Below are 23,656 nucleotides of genomic sequence, written 5' to 3' on the forward strand. Positions count from 1 at the left end.
TAGCAAATCAAAATGATAGTTATATCAGATTACTTTAAGTAAGCTAAAACTAGAATCGTGATATGTAAACGAAAGATACCCCAAACTCACTTTGGGGCATAAATGTTTTAGCTGGCAGCAGTTTCGCTCTCTATCTGAATACTGTGACTGAATCAGTTGTTGCACCTAACGATTAAGTGAATATTCATTCATGAGAAGGGGTTCGATGAAGGCGTCAGATTGAATGGATAATATAGCTACTTGCTCGGCTAAATGGAAAAATGAATGACCACTACATTCCGCTAGCATCTGAAGCGATGCGCTCCACTAACTCGGACAACACTCACAACATTCAAAGCCTCAAATTGACAATATTTATTACTCAAACTCGATATTAGGAAAATGCCCGAATTTGAGCGTAAGGTTTTGGACTCATTACGTGAACCTTTAGAGTCGGGAGAGATTGTGATTTCTCGGGCAACCAGTAAAGCAACCTTTCCGGCAAATTTTCAATTGATTGGAGCGCTAAATCCGAGTCCAACAGGGTTTTATGAAGGCGCACAAACTCGAACTAATCCTCAAGTTATTTTGCGCTATCTCAGTAAGCTCTCCGGCCCGCTGCTTGATAGGTTTGATATGTCGATTGAGATCCCAGCTCTGCCGAAAGGTACTTTAGCTCAAGGTGGTGAGCGCGGTGAGAGTACTCCAGTGATTAAAGCGCGAGTTAATCAGGCGCGAACCTTAATGGATCAGCGAGCAGGAAAAGTGAATGCTCGACTTTCGACTCGGGAGTTAGATAAACATTGCGCTCTGGCTCGAGAAGATGCGGAGTTTCTTGAAAATGCATTGCATCAGTTGGGGTTATCGATTCGTGCGTACCACCGCATTATTAAGGTGGCACGAACCATTGCCGATTTAAGTAATTGTGAGCAGATAGAGCGAGCGCATTTAGCTGAAGCGTTAGGATATCGGGCGATGGATCGGTTATTGAAGCAGTTAACGGCTCAAGCAATATGATTTTAGTTAGATAGTTAGATAGTTAGATAGTTAGATAGTTAGATAGCAAAAGGCCGCGAGAGAGTCGCGGCCTTGAACATTAGAGATGGGTATTACTTCTTCAGTAGGAAGTTCACCAAGTCAAAGTACTCTTGTGCAGAGGTGATTTTGCCCGCCTCAACCAGATACTTGTTGTTGACGATAACCGCTGGAACACCTGTTAAGCCGCTATCCTCAAAATCTTTATCAAAACGGCTAACCATAGAATTTACCGCAAAGCTGTTATAAGCACCGTCAAAGTCTGCTGGTTTTACCCCTTCATCAATGAAAATTTGGCGTACTTCAGCTTCGTTACGAGGAGGCTTACGCATTTCATGAATACGATTAAATAGCACTGGAGTCAGTTTATCTTGTACATCTAACACGATTGCTGTCGCGTAGGCTTTACTCAATACTTTACCCATTGGGCCGCCCATGAAAGAGACGTGCTCTTTTTGGAAGGTTGCGTTTTCAGGTAAAGTTTTTTTCAGCGCCTGCATCATAGGTTCAAAGCTATTACAGTGTGGGCAGTAAAATGAGAAGAACTCTGTCACCATCGGCGTTGTTGACTCTGGGCGATCCAATACCTTGTAGTAGTCGCCTTCAGTAAATTTTGCCGCATGAACAGACAGTGATAGCAGTGCCGCACTGGCTAATGTGAGTAGTTTTTTGATCATTGTAGCTCCCTGATAATCTTGTGTGCTAACTCAATAGCTGGTTTGGTATAGCACAACACTACACCTATGATTTTTTGTTTATCGCATTACCATTGTGGCATTAATTGTAGTGGTGCTTCATGTAATGCGGCAATTTGCTCTTTAAAGGCTAGGATTTGTCCTTCCCAATATTTTGCCTCAGCAAACCATGGGAATGCACGTGGAAACGCAGGATCTTGCCAACGTTTTGCTAACCAGGCCATATAATGCACCATTCTAAGACCGCGTAAAGGCTCGATAAGTTGCAACTGACGTTGATCAAAGTCGGCAAATTCGCTGTAGGCTTCCAGCAAAGTATCGAGCTGAGCTATTTGATCTTGGCGTTCGCCATTTAATAGCATCCACAAATCTTGTACAGCTGGGCCATTACGAGCATCATCAAGATCGACAAACATAGGTCCATCTCGCCATAAAATATTGCCCGGGTGACAATCGCCATGTAGACGAATAGCTTGCCAATCAGTATGCCAAAATTGGCGAAGTTGAATGATTAATTGCTCAAGATCGGCAAAAAAGACTGATTTTAAATAATCTGGAATAAAGTCACTTTGTTCTAATATGGCTTTTGGTTGCTCAACATATTCTGCAAAACTGAGGGTTGGTCGAGCCGAAAAGGTTTGTTGTTGACCGATCTGATGAATACGACCAAGAAAACGTCCTACCCACTCTAATTGATCAAAATTATCCACTTCAAACTGGCGACCGCCAACACTTGGAAATAACGCAAAACGGTACTGTTGCCACTGATGAAGGGTTGAGCCGTTGATATTGGTGGGCGCAACAACGGGAATTTCATGATCCGCTAACTGTTGGGTAAATTGGTGCTCTTCGAGAATTTGCTCTTGGCTCCAACGTTCTGGGCGGTAAAATTTGGCAACATAACGTGCACCATCTTCAGCTTTAAACTGGTACACCCGGTTTTCATAACTGTTTAGAGCCAATAAGCCAGATTCGGCATATACGCCAATGCTTTCTAATGCAGAGAGCAAATGATCGGGAGTGAGTTGAGCAAAACTAAAACGGTTTTCTGCTGACATTTTTTGATTCCTACCACCTATGTGGCTCAAGTGTAACGTAAGTTAGTTGAGTTTGGCGATAAATCGGCTTTCTACTGTGCTGGTTTGTTGATTTTCTGTCGCTATTTTAAAAGTAATAGGCCACAGCGATTGGGTTATCTGTTTGGGCTCAACGGTGAGAGTGATTGGAATATTGGCAATTTCTTGCGGTTGTAAAATGACAGTACGCTTTCCCTGCCAAGCCAGCGGTGTTTGGCTATCGACCGTTAATTGATATTGGGCAATGTGCTGACTTTTGTTACTCACTTTTAAGGTATAGGTATTGGCAATTTGGCCGAGATTCGTTTCTCGAAAAAGCTGATTTCGGTCACGTAACACATCAAATTCCATTGGTTTAATGGTATTGAGCGAGAAAAGAAAAGCGACAGTCATAGCACTAAGAACACCACCATAAGCGAGCAGTTTTGGCCGCAAGATATTAGATTTCTTCCCGGTAAGTTGATGTTCTGTGGTGTAGCTAATTAAGCGTTTGGGGTAACTCATTTTAGCCATGGTGTTATCACAAGCATCAATGCAGGCTCCGCAGTTTATACACTCGTATTGCAAGCCATCTCTGATATCAATGCCAGTTGGACAGACTTGAACGCAGAGGTTGCAATCAATACAGTCCCCTAGTCCTAACTGTTTTGGATCTTGTTTGCGCGAACGAGGCCCGCGGGGTTCGGCTCTGTCATTGTGGTATGCAACGATATAGGTGTCTTTATCAAACATGGCCGATTGAAAACGAGCATAAGGACACATGTGAAGGCAGACTGTTGCACGTAACCAACCTGCGTTTAAGTAAGTACAAAGGGTAAAAAAAACGATCCAAAAAAGTGGCCCATTAGAAAGATTAAAGGTGATGCTTTGGCTAATAAGTTGGCGGACCGGGACAAAATAACCAACAAAGCTGACCGCGGTAAAAAACGCGATCAGTAACCAAATGCAGTGTTTAACCGTTTTTTTAAGCCAAAGGGATGAACTATAACGTTTGTTATCTTGAGATCGACGTTTATTTGCCGGGCCTTCTAGTTTTTCTTCCCACCATTGAAATAGGGCGCTCCATACTGTTTGTGGGCAGAGGTAGCCACACCATACTCGACCCAGAAACGTGGTAATAAAAAACAGAGCAAAGGCCGCAATAATAAAAATAAGGGCTAAGATGGTGAAATCTTGCGGCCATAATGTGGTGCTAAAAAGATGAAATTGTTGATGCTCAATATCAAATAAAATGGCTTGTCGCTGCTGATAGTTAAGCCAAGGTAGGGCAATAAATAACAGCATCAGCACCCATGTGATTTTTTGCCTTAACTTTTGGTAGTAGCCTGTTATTGCGCGAACATAAATTTTGCTTGAGGCCATAACCTAAAATCCTTTTCTGGTAGACCAAACACACCAAATATCTGTAATCAAAATGTTACTGAATAATTATATTTTAGTTGGTGGCGAAAAGGGGGAGAAAAACGTGATTTTGTGAGAGTTGTGGGGATTTACTGAGAGGAAAAGAGAGCAGGCAATAGTGAGCGTTATCACCTGCTACCGATAGGGTTTTACTTAATGATGCCGCGTGCGCGTAAGATTGCGGTTTTGAAATCGTCTTCACAATCTTTAGCAAGACCTGGGATCATGGCATCTTTTTCGCTGTTACGCATTTTCAGATGATAAATCAGTACATCATCAGTCAGATCTTCTAGCTTGCCCGTATACTGAGCTTCTTGAGCCAGTTTCAGTAGGAATTCAACCAGATTTAGATCAGGATCTTTTTGCCATTCAGGGTGTAATAGCTCAATCAATTCGTTTACGCGGTGAGTTTTCATGATGGACTCCACAATTTAGGCTGATGAATCGCGATAGGATTCTATTGTCATAGTTTTAGTGTGGGTAACTTATACTAAAGCGAGGAGAGAGACAAACAGCATTATGCAGAAATCAGAAAATATTGAGCAGTGGTAAAACTGCTCAATTCTATGAATATGGGGTCAAGCGATTGATTTAAGCCGCTTTAGGATCTTCAGTTGTAGTGTGTGTTTCTACTGTAGTCTCTTGGTTTGGCAAAGTATGAACTTGTGCTGTTTTTGTTTTCGCTTGGAATCGTGGTGCGTGGGATGTCGTACGAAAACGAGATGGACTACGAGGGGCAAAGCGAGCAAATGAAGCTGGGCGCATGGTAATTTACCTTTCATCACGCGCGTCCGTGCAAAAACAAGAGATCAGAATACACAAGGGACGATTCCATTTTGGTTCTATCCCTAACCAAAGAGTGGATTCTGATGTGGTTAACTTTTCGCCGCTAAGGATAACAACGGTTATACTAAAAGTCGAGCAAAAATTAACCGCTGTTTTATTGCTTGCGGAGAATGAACGAACAAATGGCGAAAAAGCCATGCGATTACCATGAATTTTAAGCTTTGGTGACAATTCATTGCTTGCTTTGTGGTGTAATATCACAACGATGTGAATTCAGCCCATAGCCATTGGAGACTCGTTATTCCGTATAATGGGCTTACTTAGAACTACAATTATAACTGTGCCTTGGGAGAGGAGCTATGGATCAACAACAGCGTATTATTGCGAATCGCAACTTATCTTATAAGCTGGCAGAAGCGATTGGTCGCCGAATTTTAGAAGGCGAAACCGCTCCGGGTGATATTTTACCTGGTGAAGTGGAGCTGGGTGAGATGTATGGTGTAAGCCGTACTGCGGTACGTGAAGCGATTAAAATGTTGGCGGCAAAAGGCTTAGTATTACCTCGCCCTCGTATCGGTACTCGTGTGATGCCAAAGAAAAACTGGAACTACCTGGATCAGGATTTGTTGGCATGGCTAAGTTTCGATAAGCACTCTGAAATTATTGCTGAATTCCAAAAAGTGCGTCAAACGTTAGAACCACAAGCAGCGGCACTTGCCGCGATTAATGCCAGTGATGATGAGCGCCAAGAGTTACATCAATTGATGCTGGAGATGCACGCATTAGGCGATGATTTTAATCAAGATCGTTGGATTGAAGTGGATACACGTTTTCATCAGCTGATTTATTTTGCTTCTGGGAACCACTTTATCAGCCCGTTTGGTAACTTATTTAAAGCGGTATTTGAGAAGTATTTCCGTGTAGTGACTCGCGAGCAAATCTTAAAGTTAGAACTGCACCAACAAATTGTTGATGGCATCTTAGAGAAAGATTCAGACAAGGCTTATCAGGCATCGTTAGCATTAGTTAAGTAAATTGAAATAAGCTGATTTATTGAAAAGGCGGATAGTAACCTGTTGGTTATTATCCGCTTTTTTCTTTGTTACAAAAAATACAGAATTTCAGCTTACACGTGTAAGCTAACTTGTGCCATACTGATGCCATCAGCGATATAACGTTATTTGTAGAAGGTTGCTAACATGGACAAAAAGCCCCAACTTGCGGCTGGATATTCGGTAAAAGAAGAAATTGCCAATAGTGTGAGTCATGGTTTAGGCATGATTTTTGGCATTGTTGGGTTAGTGTTGTTATTAGTGCAAGCCGTGAATGCGAAAGCTGATGCTCTTAGTATTGTCAGTTTGAGTATCTACGGTGGCAGTATGATTCTGCTTTATCTAGCCTCAACACTTTACCATGCCATTCCTTTTGAACGGGCTAAGCGAGCACTTAAGACTTTCGATCACTGCGCGATTTTTCTTTTGATTGCAGGAACCTATACCCCATTTTTATTGATTTCCCTACGTACACCATTAGCGATCACGTTAATGGTCATTATTTGGTTATTAGCTTTGATGGGGATTGCGGCCAAGATTGTATTTGTCTATCGCTTTAAAAAACTCTCTCTTATTACTTATCTGACAATGGGGTGGTTATCGTTAATTGCGATTTATCAGTTAGCTATGGCATTGTCGACGGGGGGATTAGTTCTACTGGCATTAGGGGGATTGATCTACTCAATTGGGGTGGTGTTTTATGTTAATAAACGAATTCCCTATAACCACGCAATTTGGCATCTATTTGTATTAGGCGGTTCAATTTGCCATTTTTGTGCCATCTATTTTTATGTTAAGTCCATATAATTAATAACAAAAAGGACGGTATCACCGTCCTTTTTGTTGTCTAAATCATTATTGATTTTTAACCGTTGCGATACGGCTACATACTGGGATGTTAGTTGCATCTAAACCAGGTGTAGTGTTGTGAAAATCAAATTCCAACTCAACTTCTGGACGGAAGATTAGACAGTGAGTTGAACCACCAAAGTGGAACATACCTAACTCATCCCCTTTATTAATGTGCTGACCTTCTAGTACGGTAATATCACAAGAAGAAACTTCTGCCATACCCACAGCAATAAAACACATTAAACCAATCTTTGGATTGTCTGATTCAATAAAGATTACGGCACGAGTGGCAACTGCAGTTAAAAATGGCTGAGAGTTATTTGGTGCGCTGTCATCAGCACCTTCTGGGTTACAGAAGCCTTGATAACGGTTACCTAAATAATAAGAGCCGTTTAGCATATAAGCTTTTTTCACAGTACCACTGACTGGACTATTCCAGCGGTGATAACTAAGAGCACTTAAAAAGGCTTGATAAATCGTACCGCCAACAAATTGCTCTGCAAGAGGATCAAAGCCCATCATATTCTCTAGAGAATAAGGTTGACCTTTTAGCCAAAACTGAGCGGACTTATCAACATTTTTGACAACTTGTAATGGTGCTGACTCACAGGCATTGGCAATAACACCATCCCCTTGCGCTACTGGACGAACACCCGGCTTGAAAGTACGAGTAAAGAAATCATCCCAAGAAGCAAAACTATAATAGGTATCGCTAGGATCGCAATTAAAGAAGTCTGCAAACTCTTGATTACGTTTTTCTGAATCTAGAGGGTCAGCTTGACATGCAACCTCGATAATCTTTCTTTTTACATCTGCACTTAACCAACCCGCAACTTGAGGAACACGATCTGGGTAATCGTTGATCAACACAGAACGAGACTCAGGACTAGAAAGGTACTGACTCCAGTAGCTAAGAATTTTCTTCAATTGTTGGTTAACTAATTCATTTGCAAAAAAGATATTGCCGGCATCAGTTGCCATTGGCCAATCGAGCAAAGCGTTGATAGGAAAGCCAATCAAGCCATAAGGTTCTAGAGCCCCTTCTTTTGGATCAAAGTACTCAGTGTACTCTGGTGCTTGCGTCATAATTTGATTAAGCAAAACCAAAAACTCATTAAAGTCACTCACAGCCATACCATTTAGCGGTGTAAGATCTTTATGACTTTTTGCTTCGGTAAACATTTCTTGAGCAAGTGATGCTAAAACTGGGTTGGTTGCCACGAGTTGTTTAAATTCCGCAATCGGAGCAACAAGTTCAGCATTGAAATCGGTACGAGATTTAAGACTTTGGATCCAAGCCTGAGTATGAGCTCGGTTTTGTGGTAGCCAAGTATTAGTTCGATTGGCGCTTGTCATGATTATAATCCTTCATTTATTAATTAAAGCTGACACTAATTGAATTGTGTTTTATATCGTTGTAATTAGTAATAACACGCTTTATTCACACTGCCTACTCACGAAAAAAGTAAGCTGAATATGCAAATATCAACAATAGGCTAATAATAGTGGTGGGGTTTATGGTGTGATTTTTGATGTTGGTTGTTGTTTTTATTTTTAATAACAACTGTTTATGTTGTTTTGTTGTTGTGACCAGTTATAGTGTGAGATTATTTTCTGGTTTTGTTTTTCGTCAATTTTGTATCGATTTCCGCTAAGTTAATGATTGGTAAATATGCAGTTCAATTTTAATGAATTGCTATTGGTTAAATTTAATTTTCTTGTAAAAACATGATATTAGTTATTTTCTCTCTTATGTGGTTTATATCGAAATTATGCTTATTTTAAACAAGTAATTAGGATTTTGTGCCTTTTTATCGATAAAAAAAGAGAGCTTAATCGCTCTCTTTGGATGCTTGTTATTACTGTCTTTTTAGTCTCGCCAAAAGGCTGGGGAGAACACCACTAATACGGTGAGGATCTCAAGACGGCCCATTAACATACCAAAGCTCAATACCCATTTAGCAGCATCCGGTAGGCCTGCAAAGTTACCTGTTGGGCCAATTACGGTACCCATACCAGGACCAACGTTAGCAACAGCGGTAACGGCACCGGTAATACTGGTGATCGGATCAAGACCCATTAAACCTAATACTGCGGCAACAAATACTATGGTTAAGATATAAGTAAGGGCAAATGCCACCACTGAGCTGACGACGCTTTCGGTAACAGGGCGTTGATTGTAGCGCTGAACAAAAACCCCTGATGGGTGGATTAACTGCATCATTTGTTTTTTCAGCAACGCAAAGGCGATTTGAAAACGGAAGATTTTCATACCCCCTGACGTTGAGCCTGAACAAGCCCCGGCTAGCATAATAAAGCCGAAGATGATGCTTGGCAGTGGGCCCCAAGCGGTGAAATCATCCAGACCAAAACCTGTGGTCGTGACAACCGAAACAATATTAAAGGTTGAAACTCGAATCGCATCCAGTACCTGATAGTTCATTTTAACCACCAACCAAGCAGCAACAATGGCGCTTGATACTAGAACCAAAACGGTATAACCCTTAACCTGCGCATCACCAAACAGTAAACGAGCTTTCTTTTTCTTTAACGCTTGAACAAATAGTAAGAAAGGCAAGCCGCCGGCGAACATAAAGACGGTTGCAACCCAGTGGGCACTGTGAGAAAAGGCGTTCATTGATTTATCGGTTGTAGAATATCCACCAGTCGACAAAGTTGTGAAGGCGTGGTTAATAGCATCAAAGGTATTCATCCCTGCTAGGATAAAACCAATAATGCACAGCGCTGTTAGGGTCAAATAGACATTCACAATGTTTTTGGCCACGCTTTTGGTTCGAGGGGCACTTTTATCTGACCAATCAGATGATTCTGTTTGGAACAGACGCATACCACCTACGTTTAGCATTGGCAAAATGGCTACTGCCATAACGATAAAGCCAACACCTCCAAGCCACTGCAGGGTTGAACGCCATAACAAAATGCTTGGCGCCATTCCATCAAGACCGCTTAATACGGTTGAACCTGTCGTTGTGATCCCCGACATGGTTTCAAAGTACGCATCGGTAAAGCTGATGTGATTTATAAAGACAAAAGGTAAAGCGGCAAAGGCGCTAGCGACTGTCCATACCAAGGTGGTAAGCAGAAACATATCGCGTACACTGAGCTTAAACTCTTTTGTTCGACCAAAGGTTAGACATAAAAATGCAACGGTGTGGGTAATAATCACCGCCGTGGCAAAATCGATAAACCCTTCGGTACCAGTAAAAAATGCCACTAATGTGGGCACGTACATAAATAGGGCTAGCTTAGATAACACTAACCCCAGTACGAATAATATGGGACGAAAATTGACCATAATAAATTACAAGAAGAATGGGCTTGGTTGGAATAGACGCTCAACGTCAGGGATGTATTTCTTATCAACTAAGAACATAACCACGTGATCATCTTGTTCGATAACCGTTCTGTCGTGGGCGATGAGCACTTCTTCGCCTCGAACAATGGCACCAATGGTGGTACCTGGCGGCAATTTAATATCACCCACCGCTCGGCCAACAACTTTAGAGGTACTTGCATCACCATGGGCAATAGCCTCAATGGCTTCTGCTGCACCGCGACGAAGAGAAGAGACATTAACAATATCAGCCTTACGAACATGGGTTAGTAGTGCTGAGATGGTTGCTTGTTGTGGTGAGATTGCAATATCTATGGTGCCACCTTGTACTAAATCAACATAGGCTCCACGTTGGATAAGCACCATAACTTTTTTGGCACCCATACGTTTTGCTAGCATGGCTGACATGATATTGGCTTCATCATCGTTAGTAACGGCAATAAACACATCAATTTGTTCGATATGTTCTTCACTGAGCAGTTCTTGATCCGAGGCATCACCACAAAAGACGATGGTTTTTTGCAATATTTCCGATAAGTTTTCGGCGCGATCGGGATTACGCTCAATCAGTTTTACACTGTAGCTTTGCTCTAGACGACGAGCAAGACCGGCACCAATATTACCACCACCAACAATCATAATGCGTTTGTATGGTTTCTCTAGTCGCTGCAATTCACTCATAACCGAACGAATGTGATTACTTGCTGCAACAAAAAAGACTTCATCATCGGCTTCGATAATGGTGGTACCTTGCGGGCGAATAGGGCGACCCTGACGGAAAATGGCAGCAACACGAGTGTCAACATGAGGCATGTGTTCGCGTAGTGCTGAGAGGGCGTTACCAACTAACGGACCACCATAATAGGCTTTCACTGCAACTAGACCGACTTTATCTTCGGCAAAACCGACCACTTGTAATGCACCTGGATATTCAATCAGGCGTTCAATATAGCCTGTGACTAACTCTTCTGGGGCGATCAGATGGTCAACAGGAACCGCGTCTGATTGGAACAGTTGCTCTTTTTCTTTGATGTATTCAGGAGAACGAATACGAGCAACTCGATTTGGGGTATTAAACAGGGAGAAAGCGATCTGACAGGCAATCATATTGGTTTCGTCTGAATTGGTGACGGCAACTAACATGTCGGCATCTTGTGCCCCTGCTTCGCGTAATGTTCTAGGATGACTTGCAAAGCCCTGCACTACACGTAAATCGAATTTATCTTGCAATTCACGCAGACGCTCTGGGTCTTTATCGACGATAGTTATGTCGTTGTTCTCACCGACAAGGTTTTCAGCGAGAGTCCCGCCAACCTGTCCAGCTCCGAGAATAATGATTTTCATAGCTTATGCCTGATTAATAGAGTCTCGATAGATTACTATGCTTAACATTAATAATCACCGTTTGCTGCTCGGTTTTTATACAGAGTGCCAGTTTTTCACAATCCTATTCTTGAGAGTGATATTAAGCAAACAGTAACGAAAAAGCGGAACTTGATAGGTAAGTTCCGCTTATATTAAGAGATAATTGGTTAAGCTTTCTGTAGTACCGCGTAATAGAAGCCATCCATATTTTCTTCACCAGGTAGGATCTGACGACCCGGATTGGTCGCTTCTGAACCAACAAGAGTGGCATCTGCTGTACGCGTTAAGAATGCAGAAACTTGATCACGGTTTTCTTGCGGTGTGATAGAGCAGGTTGCATACACCAAAGTACCACCGGATTTTAGTTGCAACCACATCGCATCAAAAATTTCAGCCTGAAGTTGAGCTAGTGCTGCAATGTCTTCGCCGCGACGAAGCCACTTAATATCTGGGTGGCGGCGGATTACGCCGGTTGCAGAACATGGAGCATCGAGAAGAATACGATCGAACTTATCGCCATCCCACCATTTTTCTGGATAACGCGCATCGGCACACAGCACTTTTGCTTGTAAATTTAGACGTTGTAAGTTGTCATGAACTCGGGCTAGACGATGTTCATCACAATCGATAGCAACCACTTGAGCTGAAGGAACATGCTCTAAAATGTGAGCCGTTTTACCACCGGGTGCGGCACAACAATCTAAGATCAATTCGCCAGCTTGTGGTTGTAGGTACTCAATAGCTAATTGTGCTGCTGCATCTTGTACTGATACCCAACCTTGCTCAAATCCTGGCAGCTTATACACATCACAAGGGCTTAATAGGCGTAGCGCATCTCCCGCTTGTGGGTGCAGTTCCGTTGCGATACCTTCAGCATCAAGTAACTTACGATATTCATCGCGGTTATGGTGTTGGCGGTTTACTCGTAGCCACATCGGAGCTTTGGTATTGTTAGCCGCGCAGATGGCATCTACATCATTTGGGTAAGCTTGTTTTAGTAGTTTCAATAGCCAGCTTGGATGGCCATATTTGCCTGCATCGTGGCTTACCGCTTGGGCATCAAGCTCTTGCTGCTGACGTTGATAGTTACGCAAAATAGCGTTAACCAGCCCACGTAACTGAGGTTTTTTCAGGTTTTTGGTGGCATTTACCGTTTCGGCAACGGCTGCATGGGCTGGAATACGCATATAACCCAATTGATATAAACCGACCAAAATAAGGTGATGGAATACGCGTTGTTTGCCTTTTAGTGGCTTATCCATCAGTTTTTGGGTGATGGATTCTAAACGGGGTAACCAACGTAGGACGCCGTAGCAGATCTCTTGCAGTAACGCTTGATCGCGCTCTTTGATCTGTTGCTGGGCAGCCGGAAGTGCTGTAGAGAGTGATTGACCTTGATCGACCACTTGGTAAATGACTTGGGCTGCTGCCGCTCTTACATTCATACCTATACCTGTTATTGGTGCACCATCTCTGATGCGCTTTTTCTGTGATAAAGAAAAATAAAGTTAAAGCCCAACCAATGATGTTGGGCCTATTAATGTTTGCACTTATATCATAGTAACAAGAACAAACTTAAGCGGTTACAGTACGCTACCAACTTCAAACCACTCACGACGAGAGTTCAATAAGTCTTGTACTTGCATCGCTTTCTTACCTGGAGGTTGTAACTCTAGTAGGCGTAAGGCGCCATGGCCTGTTGCAACAACGATACCGTGCTTATCCGCACTTAAAATGGTACCCGGCTGTTTACCGTGATCTTCTGCAACCACTTCACTGCGCCATACTTTGATATTTTGTTCGCTTACTTCAAAGTAGCTCATTGGCCAAGGATTGAATGCTCGAACACAACGTTCAATGGCGACAGCATCCATGGTCCAATCAATTTTCGCTTCTTCTTTGCTCAGCTTTTTCGCGTAGTTTGCTTGTTCATCATCTTGTTTGGTGGCAACCGCTTTACCTGTCGCAATATCTGCTAGGCAGTCAACTAATGCTACAGGCCCCAGTTCTGCCAGCTTTTCATACATGGTTGCACTAGTGTCGTTAGCTTCAATTGGTAACGTCGCAATTTGCAGCATATCACCGGTATCTAAACCTTCGTCCATCTGCATAATCGTTACGCCAGTCTCGCTATCGCCAGCCCAAATCGAACGTTGAATAGGTGCAGCACCACGCCAACGAGGCAGAATGGAGCCATGAACGTTAATACAACCCAGTTTCGGTGTATCTAACACTTCTTTTGGTAGTAATAGACCATAAGCAACCACAACCATTAGATCAGCATTTAAAGCTGCAAGCTCTTGTTGTGCTTCTTCATTGCGTAGAGACGCTGGCTGATAAACCGGAATATCGTGCTCAAGAGCAATATGTTTTACTGGACTTGCGGTCAATTTTTTACCACGGCCAGCTGGGCGATCGGGCTGAGTGTATACTGCAATAACTTCGTGTTCTGAAGATAACAACGCCGCCAAATGACGGGCGGCGAAGTCAGGAGTACCAGCAAATACAATACGTAATGGCTTGCTCAAGGTAACCTCTAATTAATGTTGTTTTTGGTTAGAACGTTGGAGCTTTTCTAACTTTTGTTTAATACGTTGACGTTTTAACGGCGATAGATAATCAACAAAAAGCTTACCATTTAGATGATCCAGTTCATGTTGGACACAAATAGCCAGTAATCCATCGGCTTCAAAACGGTAGCTTTGGCCGTCTCTATCCAGCGCTGTAACCGATACCTCGGCAGCTCGTGGAATATAAGCACGAGAGCCTGGGACCGATAAACATCCTTCTTCAATACCATCATCACCACTTGTGGTAGTAATTTCAGGATTGATTAAGACCATAGGTTGATCTCGGGTCGATGAGGTATCGATCACCACAATACGTCGGTGAATATTCACTTGAGTCGCAGCTAATCCCACGCCTTCTTCGTGATACATGGTCTCTAACATATCATCAACGATCTGTTGGATTTCAGCATCAACCTTGTCTACTGGTTGCGCGATTGTTCGCAAGCGATCATCAGGAAACGTTAATACGGGTAATAAAGACATAGCGACTCAACTTATCAACTGGGTGATATCAGTAAATTCGATTGTCCTAATTCTAGTCATTTTAGGGTTTAAATAACAGTCTAGATAAAAAGGGTATCTTGAGGCCCAGCATTTTAGGGTGCGGTATTCATCGCTAACTTGATGCTGTTTTTTTGCAATAACCAAAATAAACAGTGATGTTTGCCGAAAAGGTTATGGATGTTATAGCGTGAGTAATAGACAGATCTTAATGTCAATGCGACTCTTTCTCTTTGGGGAAATCTTACGCGTAAACAAGGAAGTAATGGCATGAAGCGGTGGTTAGGGTTAGTGGGTTTAGCATTATGGGTGCCGTTGGTTTGGGCTGACTACTTACCTATAGTGAGACAAGATGCGCCACAAACTTATATCGTTAAAAAAGGTGATACGTTGTGGGATATTTCATCGTATTTTCTTGATAATCCTTGGTTATGGCCAAAGTTATGGCACGCCAATAGCTATATTAAAAATCCGCATTTAATTTATCCAGGTGACCGATTACGCTTACGTTGGGTGAAAGGCCAGCCCCAATTAGTTTTGGATAGGGGTAAAGCTCAAGTGAAATTGACGCCTAAAATGCGCATTGCAAGTTCACCCATTACCACCTTACATGACAGTTTAATGTTTCCTTATTTAGCTGAAGACAAGTTACTTTCTGCCCAAAGCTTAGAAAATGTAGCCCGAGTGATAGGGTCAAGTGATGGCCGTAGTTATATGGCTCCTGGTGATACGATTTGGGTTGATAGCGTTCTTGATGGTGGCAGTGAATGGTGGATTTATCGCATTAATGAAACATTCTCTCGTGAAGGAGAAGGGACTAAACATCAAGTGATGGCTCTTCAAGAGGTAGCCAAAGCCCGTGTTAAAGCCATTGATAAAGAACGCAGTTTGCTAAGACTGACGCAATTACGACAAGAGATTCATCAAAATGATTTAGTGCTTCCTGCTCCAATTGATACTCGTAGTTTAAATATGTCTTTTGCTCCAACCGTGGCCCCAAGCCAGCTGCAAGCTCAGGTGGTTGGTTCTATCTCGGGTCAGCAATATATGGCGTCAAAACAAGTGGTAATACTCGATCGTGGTCATCTAGATAACTTTGAGCCGGGGCAGGTGTTTAAATTGTATCGTGATGGGGCTGATATTTCTGGTCCAAGAGGGGAATACGCTTATCACGACAGTCGATTCTCCGGTGCTGAACAACAGTTGAAGCACATTGAGGTGGGTGAGGTTATGGTCTTACGTCCCTATGAGTATTTTAGTTTAGCTGTAGTAACAAAGAGTTTTGAACCATTTAAAGCAGGAGTTGTGGCATTACCGCCAACATATTAATAATGGACAATATCCATGCTTGGCTGAAATTGGTGGCTGTTCCTGGACTCGGTGGCCACCGTATCAGTCGTTTATTACAACACGCAATGCCAGAGCAAATTATGGCAATGGATGAGTCTGAACTGCGAAGTATCGGGTTGACGCTAAAGCAGGTTGCCGCCATTAAGCATCCCGACAATAAGAAAATAGATTTGGCGCTAAATTGGCAGCAGCGTCCCCATTGTCACATTATTCCTTTAGTTTCGCCCTTGTATCCACCTTTATTAAAGGAGATCAGCTCAGCACCTCCTTTGTTATTTGTTAAAGGTGATCCTTCTTTCTTAGCCCAGCCTCAAATTGCCATTATTGGTAGTCGCTCAGCCAGTATTGATGGTCGAGAAATTGCCGCTGACTTTGCTGCAAATATTGTGGCGCAAAATTATGTGGTAACCAGTGGCTTAGCCTTGGGCATCGATAGTCAAGCTCATCAAGGAGCCCTACGTCATGGCGGGGCAACCATTGCCGTTTTAGGTTCCGGGCTGGAGCAGATTTATCCCGCATGTCACAAATCGTTAGCTGCAAGTATTGTTGAGCAGGGCGCTCTTGTCTCTGAGTTTTGGCCGCAAGAAAAACCACGAGCCCAATTTTTTCCACGTAGAAACCGGATTATTAGCGGTTTATCTGTTGGAGTATTGGTTGTGGAAGCGGCTCAAAAAAGTGGATCATTAATTACGGCTAATTATGCTTTAGAGCAAGGCCGAGAGGTCTTTGCTATACCTGGTTCTATTTATAATCCCGCCAGCCGAGGTTGTAATGCATTGATAAAATCGGGTGCTAAACTTGTAGAAAGTGCTCAAGATATTTTCGAGGAGGTAGGCGCCCTAACAGAATGCGCAATTAATCACCAATTAAGCCAAGCTCTACCCGAGACAGAAAATGAACAATTGCCATTTCCTGAACTGTTGGCTACCGTAGGCAGCGAAGTGATACCAGTCGATGTCTTAGCTGAGCGCAGCCAAATGCCAGTTCATGATGTCATGACGCAATTATTAGAATTAGAATTGCTCGGATTGGTCACCGCATTACCTGGTGGTTATATCAGAACGAGGAGGGGCTAGCCATGATGGATATACTGATGTACTTGTTTGAAACCTACATTCAAAGCGATGCTGAACTCATGTTGGATCAAGATGAGTTATCGGAAGAGTTGGTGCGTGCAGGGTTTCATCAAGATGATATCTATAAGGCACTAAATTGGTTGGAAAACCTCGCAGCACTGCAAGAAGATAGCGATACACCATATGCCAATATGAGTGCGATCACTTCGATGCGTATTTATACGCCACAAGAGATGCAACGTCTTGATATCGCATGTCGTGGCTTTTTGACGTACCTTGAACAACTGAACGTGCTTAGTACTGAGACACGAGAAATGGTTGTTGATCGAGTAATGGAACTCGATACCAATGAGTTCACACTCGATGATCTGAAATGGATTATTTTAATGGTTCTGTTTAACGCGCCAGATAATGAAAATGCATATACTCAGATGGAAGAGTTGCTATATGGTACTCAAGAAGGGTATCTCCATTAAGATAGCCAATAAAAGTGAACAGATCGGGTAATATCGGCCCGATTTTTCATTTTTTATTCTACCGCGATTTGCTACTGTAGCTTTATTGATCACTGCTGGTATTTCCTTCTATGTCGCACTCATCGTTATTTTCTAATCATGAACATGCCTTAACGCAAACTTGCCCTCAATGTGGTGAGCCATTGCAAATGCGCTTTGGTAAACATGGACCTTTTCTTGGTTGTAGCCATTATCCAGAGTGTGATTATATTCAACCGCTAAAGCAAAATGATGGCCACATAGTGAAATTACTGGGCGTTCCTTGTCCTAAGTGCCAACAAGAATTAGTGTTGCGCCAAGGTCGATTTGGAATGTTCATTGGCTGTTCCAGCTATCCTCAATGCGATTATATCTCTTCACCAGAAAAGCCAGCGGAAGAGACGCATATCGCTTGCCCTGAATGTAAAACAGGTCATTTAGTCGAGCGTAAGTCCCGTTATGGCAAACTGTTTTACGCCTGCGATCAATATCCACGCTGTCGCTTTGCTGTGAACAATAAGCCTGTGATTGGAGAGTGCCAATCGTGCCATTATCCCTTATTAATAGAGAAAAAACTGGCCGCAGGTGTGAAGTTGCAGTGTGCTAACCGTCATTGCCAAGCCTATCAAGATAGTACTGACACTAAATAAACCTAAGGCGCTGATTGTGAGCGCCTTAGATGGATTGGTATTGTTTGATACGGGAGTTAATAGGATATCAGTGCTCTCTCGGTAGGGCTGGAAATTGGGTCTCTGGTAGAATCGATCCTAAGTGCTGTAACGCCAGCTGCAGTTGTTCTGTGGTGGCTGCAGTCACATTAATATGCCCCATTTTTCGCCCAACTCTCGCTTCTTTACCATACCAATGTACGCTGCAATATGGCAGTTGGTAAATTTCGGTTGGCAAAGAATCAATGCCTAAAATGTTGATCATTGCGGAGGCGCATCGTGCGGCACTATCACCACAAGGCAGACCGCAAACAGCCCGGATATGATTTGCAAATTGGCAACATAAGGTACCTTGTTGAGTCCAATGGCCTGAGTTATGAACTCTAGGTGCAATCTCATTGACCAGCAGTTGATCATTTACATCAAACAGTTCAATCGCCAACACACCAACATAATCTAATTGTTCTGCAACTTGACTAAAAATACAGTTAGCCTGTTGTTGCAGCTGGTTATCTTCTATTAACGCAGTGGAAAGACTCAAAACGCCATTAGTGTGGATATTCTCGGTTAATGGGTAGGTGGTGATATTACCTTGCTTATCACGAACTCCGATTATGGAAACTTCGCGCTGAAATGGGATCCAAGCTTCTGCAATAATGGCTTGATTTGGTGTGGCTGCAATACACGCTGCCAGCTGAGGCCAAAGCGAGGCGACATCGTGTTGATCATGCAGACGCCACTGACCTTTTCCATCGTACCCTCCCAATGTACTTTTTAGTACCAAAGGTAGACCTATTGCAGTGATTGCTGAGATCAAATCGTCTTGATTATGGATGATGTGATAGGGTGCACTAGCTACTTGGGCATTATCGAGCAATGCTTTTTCTTTTGCGCGATCACCACCAATTTTTATGGTTTCTGGCGCGGGAAAGAGTTTGCCGCTTTGTTGGCATAAATCCAAAATATCATGGGCAATATGTTCAAACTCTGCCGTGATTACATCGCTCTGTGCAATGGCTTGCTCAAGGCTATATGGATAAGTTTGCCCACTAATTGGATGGACTATGGTATTGGTCGTCACATCGAATGCCAGAACATTAATATTTAGTGGCGTTGCAGCGAGAGACATCATTCGAGCCAACTGGCCTGCACCTAAGATCAATACTTGCATAGTTACTCCAGACCAGGATCGGGTTGGCTAAGAACAGTATCGGTTTGTTGTTGACGAAACGCTTCGATAGCAAGGCGAACTTCTTCATTAGATGTTGCAATGATCTGAGCGGCTAATAGTCCTGCATTTGCAGCTCCCGCTTCGCCAATAGCAAGAGTACCAACAGCAATACCTTTTGGCATTTGAACAATAGAAAGAAGTGAATCAAGCCCCTTTAAGGCGCGAGATTGAACCGGAACACCCAGTACTGGCAATGAAGTATATGCAGCTGTCATCCCTGGCAAATGAGCGGCTCCGCCAGCACCAGCAATGATAACTGTGATACCTCTTTGCTGCGCGTTTTGAGCGTATTCAGCCAATAAGTGTGGAGTTCGATGAGCAGACACAACCTTGGTCTCGTATTCGACATTAAACCGCTCTAACATTTCAGCAGCATGTTGCATTGTTGGCCAGTCTGACTGTGAGCCCATGATGATCCCAACTTTCATTGTGTTCTCCTTGAAATAGGTATAAAGCGACCGATATCGGCATTATACGGTGCTTTTTCGTTAAGGAAAACGTTTGCGTCAGGGTTTTGCATCGAATTTAATTCCTGCATAGCTATGACAATAGGGACTGGGTAAGATAAGCACTTCAAACCGAAACTAAACAGATAACAGTAAAAAAGAGAAGAGGCCGTTGTGGATAATTTTGCTCAAGTCGTAGCCGCTCTCCAACAAGGAGAAGTGATTGGCTATCCAACAGAAGCGGTATTTGGGGTTGGTTGCGATCCTGATAGCGAACAAGCCGTACACAAACTTTTAGCATTAAAGCAGCGCCCAATAGAGAAGGGTTTAATTTTAATTGCTGCGGATTATGATCAGTTATTAGCTTATGTTGATGAAAGTCAGTTGACGACCAACCAACTTGAGCAGATAAAAAATAGCTGGCCAGGACCTGTAACCTGGGTGATGCCAACGAAACCGTCGGTCCCTAAATTTTTAACTGGCCAATTTGAGACTATTGCCGTAAGGGTCAGTGATCACCCTTTAGTTCAACAACTGTGTCGTCAGTTTGGTAAACCAATAACTTCAACGAGCGCTAATTTAACAGGACAAGAACCTGGGCGTACCTATCAAGACGTTGAAGCGCAGTTGGGGCACTATTTAGCGGCTATCTTACAAGGCGAAGTGGGTGGTCGTGATAATCCATCTGAAATCCGTGATGCACAAACGGGTAAAGTATTTCGACAAGGGTAATATATGGCCTTTATAGATAAAGAAGCGGTGAAAACCTTTTTGCTGCAGTTACAAGATCAAATTTGTCGCGCTCTTGAACAACAAGATGGCGTTGCACAGTTTGAGCAAGATGATTGGCAACGAGAACAAGGTGGTGGCGGTCGTACGCGAGTATTACGTCATGGTCAGGTATTTGAACAAGCCGGAGTGAATTTCTCTCATGTATTTGGCGTTGAAATGCCTGCATCAGCAACGGCTCATCGACCTGAATTAGCAGGGCGACGATTTGAAGCTATGGGGGTATCGTTAGTGATTCATCCTCATAATCCTTATGTACCAACATCCCATGCTAATGTCCGTTTCTTTATCGCTGAAAAAGAGGGGGAAGCACCTGTTTGGTGGTTTGGTGGCGGCTTTGATTTAACACCGTTTTACCCTTTTGCTGAAGATTGTCTTCATTGGCACCAAGTAGCCCATCAGCTTTGCCAACCATTCGGTGACGCTGTGTATTCCCAACATAAGGCTTGGTGTGATCGTTACTTTTTCTTACCCCACCGCAACGAAACCCGTGGTATTGGTGGATTGTTCTTTGATGATTTAAATCAATGGGAGTTTGATAACTGCTTTGCTTATATCCAAGCGGTAGGGCAAGGTTATTTGGAGGCTTATCTACCGATTGTCGAAAAGCGAAAATCTCATTGCTTTGGCGAGCGTGAGCGTCAATTTCAACTGTATCGTCGCGGTCGCTATGTGGAATTTAATTTAGTATATGATCGCGGAACGCTCTTTGGTTTACAAAGTGGAGGCCGTACGGAGTCGATTCTTATGTCGATGCCACCATTAGCTCGGTGGGAATACGATTATCAGGTTGAACCCAATAGTGCAGAAGCTGAGCTTTATCAATATTATCTCAAACCACGGAATTGGATTGAATAGGATTTCTTATGGATAAGTACGCAGTTTTTGGTCATCCCATTGCACAGAGTAAATCCCCTTATATTCATACTTTATTTGCCCGCCAAACAGGTCAGCAAATGAGTTATGAAGCGATATTAGCGCCCTTAGACGGATTTCAAACAGCATTAGACGATTTTCTGGCTGCCGGAGGTCGAGGTTGTAACATCACGGTTCCTTTTAAAGAGCAAGCTTATCGCGTCGCAACCCAACTGACAGAACGTGCACGTTTAGCAGGAGCGGTGAATACACTTAAATTATTAGATGATGGTGTATTACTGGGAGATAACACTGATGGTGAGGGGTTGGTACAGGACTTATTGGCTCATCAAGTAACGCTTGAAAATCAGCGAATTCTATTAATTGGGGCTGGGGGCGCTGCTCGCGGGGTTATTTTGCCGCTATTGGCACAAAATCCCCAACAATTGGTTATCGCTAATCGTACTTATGATAAAGCTCAAGCCTTAGCGGATACATTTGCCACTTTTGGTAATATTACGGCAATGGACAATGAAACGTTAGCATTGCAAGATGGGTTTGACGTTGTGATAAATTCTACATCAGCCAGTTTGTCGGGCTCTGTGCCTGATGTGCCAACTTCTGTTATTACTCATCACTCGTGTTGTTACGATATGGTTTATGGGGCTCAACCAACAGCTTTTAATAACTGGACAAGTACGCTGGGTGCAAGCAAAAATCTAGATGGACTTGGTATGTTAGTCGGTCAAGCCGCTGAGAGCTTTATGCTGTGGCGTGGGTTACGACCTGGGGCGAAGCAGGTTCAACGAGAATTACGCCGCTCATTACAAGGTAAATAGTAGAAAATGAATCAAGATATTTTATTTGCAGATATTCAGCTATGGGACAGTGTGCGCCAAGCCGTTAATTTCCCAGCTCAGCAGGCCGGTGCTTTAATTACGTGTTGGGTATCTTTAGCTTGGCTACAACAACATTCTCCTAATCTAGAGTTAGCCAATAAAGAGATAATATTGGCTCGTTTTGTTGAACTGCGCTTTGATCTTGAAGAAATCGCAGAAGAGATGATTGAAGATGAACGTTTTGATGAGTGTGGCGATATCATTATTGGTTAAGTTGATATTCATCTTTTAAACGAACATAGTTGTTTGCCGAGAGAGTCAATGAGGATTTCTCGGCATCACTTAATTGTCGAACTTGTCTGATAGGATTGCCTAAGTAAAGATAACCCGACAGTAAATGTTTATTGGGCGGTATAACACTGCCTGCTCCAATAATGATCTCATCTTCAATGATTGCACCGTCTAAAATAATGGTGCCCATGCCGATTAATACTCGATTTCCTATTGTGCATCCATGCAACATGGCTTTGTGTCCAACCGTTACTTGTTCTCCTATTAATAGAGGAAAACCATTTGGGTGTTGTGGTGATGGTCGACTGACATGTAAGACCGACCCATCTTGAATATTGCTCTCTCGCCCTATCTTTATATAGTTCACATCCCCGCGAATAACGACTTGAGGCCAAATACTACAATGTGGCGCCAGTTCAACTTGGCCAATAACGGTAGCTGATGGGTCTATATAGGTATTTTTACTGATCCTTGGTTGATAATTTTGGTATTGGCGAATGTCTGCTTGAGTTGTAAATGTCATTTTTGTTCCTAAATGAAAGGGAAGTTATTAATTTTACGCTGTTCTTTACAACCAAACTGATCTTTTTGTGGTTTATTTGTTCGCTTGGCAGGAAAAGCTAAGTTTTTTGCAAAAATACCCTTGCCAATGTGATCGAAGTCTCTATAATGCGACCTCACTGACACGGACAACGGCGCAAGCGGTTACCGAAAGTCAGTATTGTTCTTTAACAATTTGACCATGCAATCTGTGTGGGCACTCGTAAAATGATTTAGTCTAAAAGATTTAATCAATGAAACTGAGTGACCAAGTGATACTTCGGTATCAGCACAGTCAATTCATTCATCATTTATGATGAATTAACAGTATTCATTGAGCCGTATCGTTAGATACAACAAAACTTTAATTGAAGAGTTTGATCATGGCTCAGATTGAACGCTGGCGGCAG

24 protein-coding genes and 1 pseudogene are annotated in these 23,656 nt (G+C 42.9%); 11 read left to right on the top strand and 14 right to left on the bottom strand.

Going from position 1 to position 23,656, the window contains the following annotated elements; translation table 11 throughout:
• Nucleotides 1-357: 357 nt before the first annotated feature.
• A pseudogene (locus CTN07_RS15435) lies at nt 358-996 on the top strand (magnesium chelatase subunit ChlI family protein); the annotation flags it as partial.
• 92 nt (nt 997-1,088) lie between these two features.
• Here CTN07_RS15435 and CTN07_RS15440 read toward each other — a convergent pair.
• The 5 genes from CTN07_RS15440 to CTN07_RS22820 form a co-directional block, all read right to left on the bottom strand.
• Nucleotides 1,089-1,688 carry a thiol:disulfide interchange protein DsbA/DsbL gene (locus tag CTN07_RS15440; RefSeq protein WP_370466075.1) on the bottom strand — a complete coding sequence of 200 codons (600 nt, stop codon included), beginning with the start codon at nt 1,686-1,688 and terminating at the stop codon, nt 1,089-1,091.
• Between the two features lie 89 nt (nt 1,689-1,777).
• Complete coding sequence (locus CTN07_RS15445) at nt 1,778-2,767, bottom strand: serine/threonine protein kinase (RefSeq protein WP_005302181.1); 990 nt, start codon at nt 2,765-2,767, stop codon at nt 1,778-1,780.
• A 42-nt stretch (nt 2,768-2,809) separates the two neighbouring features.
• On the bottom strand, nt 2,810-4,147 hold the full coding sequence (gene ccoG / locus CTN07_RS15450; protein ID WP_005302178.1) for a cytochrome c oxidase accessory protein CcoG: 1,338 nt from the start codon (nt 4,145-4,147) through the stop codon (nt 2,810-2,812).
• Between the two features lie 188 nt (nt 4,148-4,335).
• Nucleotides 4,336-4,602, bottom strand: a complete 267-nt coding sequence (locus CTN07_RS15455; protein ID WP_005302176.1) for a YihD family protein — start codon at nt 4,600-4,602, stop codon at nt 4,336-4,338.
• A 175-nt stretch (nt 4,603-4,777) separates the two neighbouring features.
• Nucleotides 4,778-4,951: a hypothetical protein gene (locus tag CTN07_RS22820; protein WP_005302173.1), complete on the bottom strand. Its 174-nt coding sequence runs from the start codon at nt 4,949-4,951 to the stop codon at nt 4,778-4,780.
• Nucleotides 4,952-5,331: 380 nt separating this feature from the next.
• Between CTN07_RS22820 and CTN07_RS15465 the strand changes: the two genes are divergently transcribed.
• Nucleotides 5,332-6,006 (top strand): FadR/GntR family transcriptional regulator, encoded by a 675-nt coding sequence (locus CTN07_RS15465; protein ID WP_005302170.1) that lies wholly within the window; start codon nt 5,332-5,334, stop codon nt 6,004-6,006.
• 165 nt (nt 6,007-6,171) lie between these two features.
• Nucleotides 6,172-6,831, top strand: a complete 660-nt coding sequence (gene trhA / locus CTN07_RS15470; protein WP_005302168.1) for a PAQR family membrane homeostasis protein TrhA — start codon at nt 6,172-6,174, stop codon at nt 6,829-6,831.
• Between the two features lie 48 nt (nt 6,832-6,879).
• On the opposite strand, the gene CTN07_RS15475 is transcribed toward trhA, so the two are convergent.
• The 6 genes from CTN07_RS15475 to def all read right to left on the bottom strand — a co-directional run bounded on the left by CTN07_RS15475 (nt 6,880) and on the right by def (nt 14,649).
• A complete protein-coding gene (locus tag CTN07_RS15475; RefSeq protein WP_005302165.1) occupies nt 6,880-8,232 on the bottom strand; it encodes a phosphatidylserine decarboxylase family protein in 1,353 nt (450 codons plus the stop codon).
• 514 nt (nt 8,233-8,746) lie between these two features.
• Nucleotides 8,747-10,192 carry a TrkH family potassium uptake protein gene (locus CTN07_RS15480; RefSeq protein WP_005302162.1) on the bottom strand — a complete coding sequence of 482 codons (1,446 nt, stop codon included), beginning with the start codon at nt 10,190-10,192 and terminating at the stop codon, nt 8,747-8,749.
• A 6-nt stretch (nt 10,193-10,198) separates the two neighbouring features.
• On the bottom strand, nt 10,199-11,575 hold the full coding sequence (gene trkA / locus CTN07_RS15485; protein WP_005302158.1) for a Trk system potassium transporter TrkA: 1,377 nt from the start codon (nt 11,573-11,575) through the stop codon (nt 10,199-10,201).
• A gap of 188 nt (nt 11,576-11,763) precedes the next feature.
• Nucleotides 11,764-13,041 carry a 16S rRNA (cytosine(967)-C(5))-methyltransferase RsmB gene (rsmB, locus tag CTN07_RS15490; protein ID WP_036764601.1) on the bottom strand — a complete coding sequence of 426 codons (1,278 nt, stop codon included), beginning with the start codon at nt 13,039-13,041 and terminating at the stop codon, nt 11,764-11,766.
• Nucleotides 13,042-13,179: 138 nt separating this feature from the next.
• Nucleotides 13,180-14,124, bottom strand: a complete 945-nt coding sequence (gene fmt / locus CTN07_RS15495; protein WP_005302152.1) for a methionyl-tRNA formyltransferase — start codon at nt 14,122-14,124, stop codon at nt 13,180-13,182.
• 12 nt (nt 14,125-14,136) lie between these two features.
• Nucleotides 14,137-14,649, bottom strand: a complete 513-nt coding sequence (gene def / locus CTN07_RS15500; RefSeq protein ID WP_036764599.1) for a peptide deformylase — start codon at nt 14,647-14,649, stop codon at nt 14,137-14,139.
• Between the two features lie 288 nt (nt 14,650-14,937).
• Between def and CTN07_RS15505 the strand changes: the two genes are divergently transcribed.
• The 4 genes from CTN07_RS15505 to CTN07_RS15520 all read left to right on the top strand — a co-directional run bounded on the left by CTN07_RS15505 (nt 14,938) and on the right by CTN07_RS15520 (nt 18,237).
• A complete protein-coding gene (locus CTN07_RS15505; RefSeq protein ID WP_005302148.1) occupies nt 14,938-15,996 on the top strand; it encodes a LysM peptidoglycan-binding domain-containing protein in 1,059 nt (352 codons plus the stop codon).
• 2 nt (nt 15,997-15,998) lie between these two features.
• Nucleotides 15,999-17,093 (top strand): DNA-processing protein DprA, encoded by a 1,095-nt coding sequence (gene dprA, locus CTN07_RS15510; protein WP_005302146.1) that lies wholly within the window; start codon nt 15,999-16,001, stop codon nt 17,091-17,093.
• Between the two features lie 2 nt (nt 17,094-17,095).
• Nucleotides 17,096-17,569, top strand: a complete 474-nt coding sequence (locus CTN07_RS15515) for a DUF494 family protein (protein ID WP_036764597.1) — start codon at nt 17,096-17,098, stop codon at nt 17,567-17,569.
• Nucleotides 17,570-17,679: 110 nt separating this feature from the next.
• A complete protein-coding gene (locus tag CTN07_RS15520; RefSeq protein WP_005302142.1) occupies nt 17,680-18,237 on the top strand; it encodes a DNA topoisomerase family protein in 558 nt (185 codons plus the stop codon).
• Between the two features lie 67 nt (nt 18,238-18,304).
• On the opposite strand, the gene CTN07_RS15525 is transcribed toward CTN07_RS15520, so the two are convergent.
• Together CTN07_RS15525 and purE are read right to left on the bottom strand one after the other, a co-directional pair.
• A complete protein-coding gene (locus CTN07_RS15525) occupies nt 18,305-19,426 on the bottom strand; it encodes a 5-(carboxyamino)imidazole ribonucleotide synthase (protein WP_005302140.1) in 1,122 nt (373 codons plus the stop codon).
• A 2-nt stretch (nt 19,427-19,428) separates the two neighbouring features.
• Nucleotides 19,429-19,914, bottom strand: a complete 486-nt coding sequence (gene purE / locus CTN07_RS15530; RefSeq protein WP_005302138.1) for a 5-(carboxyamino)imidazole ribonucleotide mutase — start codon at nt 19,912-19,914, stop codon at nt 19,429-19,431.
• Between the two features lie 192 nt (nt 19,915-20,106).
• Between purE and tsaC the strand changes: the two genes are divergently transcribed.
• From tsaC to CTN07_RS15550, 4 genes are read left to right on the top strand one after another with little or no spacing between them, the layout of a single operon-like run.
• Nucleotides 20,107-20,664, top strand: coding sequence for an L-threonylcarbamoyladenylate synthase type 1 TsaC (gene tsaC, locus CTN07_RS15535; RefSeq protein WP_005302134.1), 558 nt, complete (start codon nt 20,107-20,109; stop codon nt 20,662-20,664).
• Between the two features lie 3 nt (nt 20,665-20,667).
• Nucleotides 20,668-21,579: an oxygen-dependent coproporphyrinogen oxidase gene (gene hemF / locus CTN07_RS15540; protein WP_005302131.1), complete on the top strand. Its 912-nt coding sequence runs from the start codon at nt 20,668-20,670 to the stop codon at nt 21,577-21,579.
• An 8-nt stretch (nt 21,580-21,587) separates the two neighbouring features.
• The gene (aroE, locus tag CTN07_RS15545; protein ID WP_005302128.1) at nt 21,588-22,415 is read left to right on the top strand and encodes a shikimate dehydrogenase; all 828 of its coding nucleotides are present in this window, start codon (nt 21,588-21,590) and stop codon (nt 22,413-22,415) included.
• A gap of 6 nt (nt 22,416-22,421) precedes the next feature.
• Nucleotides 22,422-22,688 carry a DUF1488 family protein gene (locus CTN07_RS15550; RefSeq protein WP_005302125.1) on the top strand — a complete coding sequence of 89 codons (267 nt, stop codon included), beginning with the start codon at nt 22,422-22,424 and terminating at the stop codon, nt 22,686-22,688.
• Here CTN07_RS15550 and CTN07_RS15555 read toward each other — a convergent pair.
• Nucleotides 22,678-23,229, bottom strand: a complete 552-nt coding sequence (locus CTN07_RS15555; RefSeq protein ID WP_005302122.1) for a gamma carbonic anhydrase family protein — start codon at nt 23,227-23,229, stop codon at nt 22,678-22,680. The genes CTN07_RS15550 and CTN07_RS15555 overlap by 11 nt on opposite strands.
• Nucleotides 23,230-23,656: the final 427 nt, after the last annotated feature.

Source organism: Photobacterium damselae (assembly GCF_003026815.1).
In the GTDB taxonomy this organism is placed as follows: Bacteria; Pseudomonadota; Gammaproteobacteria; order Enterobacterales; family Vibrionaceae; genus Photobacterium; species Photobacterium damselae.

Coding starts and splice junctions, on each gene's coding strand:
- CTN07_RS15475 (WP_005302165.1), bottom strand. CDS start 8,232: ATGACAAGCGCCAATCGAACTAATACTTGGCTACCACAAAACCGAGCT.
- trhA (WP_005302168.1), top strand. CDS start 6,172: ATGGACAAAAAGCCCCAACTTGCGGCTGGATATTCGGTAAAAGAAGAA.
- CTN07_RS15445 (WP_005302181.1), bottom strand. CDS start 2,767: ATGTCAGCAGAAAACCGTTTTAGTTTTGCTCAACTCACTCCCGATCAT.
- CTN07_RS15525 (WP_005302140.1), bottom strand. CDS start 19,426: ATGCAAGTATTGATCTTAGGTGCAGGCCAGTTGGCTCGAATGATGTCT.
- CTN07_RS15550 (WP_005302125.1), top strand. CDS start 22,422: ATGAATCAAGATATTTTATTTGCAGATATTCAGCTATGGGACAGTGTG.
- def (WP_036764599.1), bottom strand. CDS start 14,649: ATGTCTTTATTACCCGTATTAACGTTTCCTGATGATCGCTTGCGAACA.
- CTN07_RS22820 (WP_005302173.1), bottom strand. CDS start 4,951: ATGCGCCCAGCTTCATTTGCTCGCTTTGCCCCTCGTAGTCCATCTCGT.
- trkA (WP_005302158.1), bottom strand. CDS start 11,575: ATGAAAATCATTATTCTCGGAGCTGGACAGGTTGGCGGGACTCTCGCT.
- aroE (WP_005302128.1), top strand. CDS start 21,588: ATGGATAAGTACGCAGTTTTTGGTCATCCCATTGCACAGAGTAAATCC.
- ccoG (WP_005302178.1), bottom strand. CDS start 4,147: ATGGCCTCAAGCAAAATTTATGTTCGCGCAATAACAGGCTACTACCAA.
- CTN07_RS15455 (WP_005302176.1), bottom strand. CDS start 4,602: ATGAAAACTCACCGCGTAAACGAATTGATTGAGCTATTACACCCTGAA.
- CTN07_RS15555 (WP_005302122.1), bottom strand. CDS start 23,229: ATGACATTTACAACTCAAGCAGACATTCGCCAATACCAAAATTATCAA.
- CTN07_RS15515 (WP_036764597.1), top strand. CDS start 17,096: ATGATGGATATACTGATGTACTTGTTTGAAACCTACATTCAAAGCGAT.
- purE (WP_005302138.1), bottom strand. CDS start 19,914: ATGAAAGTTGGGATCATCATGGGCTCACAGTCAGACTGGCCAACAATG.
- CTN07_RS15505 (WP_005302148.1), top strand. CDS start 14,938: ATGAAGCGGTGGTTAGGGTTAGTGGGTTTAGCATTATGGGTGCCGTTG.
- hemF (WP_005302131.1), top strand. CDS start 20,668: ATGGCCTTTATAGATAAAGAAGCGGTGAAAACCTTTTTGCTGCAGTTA.
- dprA (WP_005302146.1), top strand. CDS start 15,999: ATGGACAATATCCATGCTTGGCTGAAATTGGTGGCTGTTCCTGGACTC.
- rsmB (WP_036764601.1), bottom strand. CDS start 13,041: ATGAATGTAAGAGCGGCAGCAGCCCAAGTCATTTACCAAGTGGTCGAT.
- CTN07_RS15465 (WP_005302170.1), top strand. CDS start 5,332: ATGGATCAACAACAGCGTATTATTGCGAATCGCAACTTATCTTATAAG.
- CTN07_RS15480 (WP_005302162.1), bottom strand. CDS start 10,192: ATGGTCAATTTTCGTCCCATATTATTCGTACTGGGGTTAGTGTTATCT.
- CTN07_RS15520 (WP_005302142.1), top strand. CDS start 17,680: ATGTCGCACTCATCGTTATTTTCTAATCATGAACATGCCTTAACGCAA.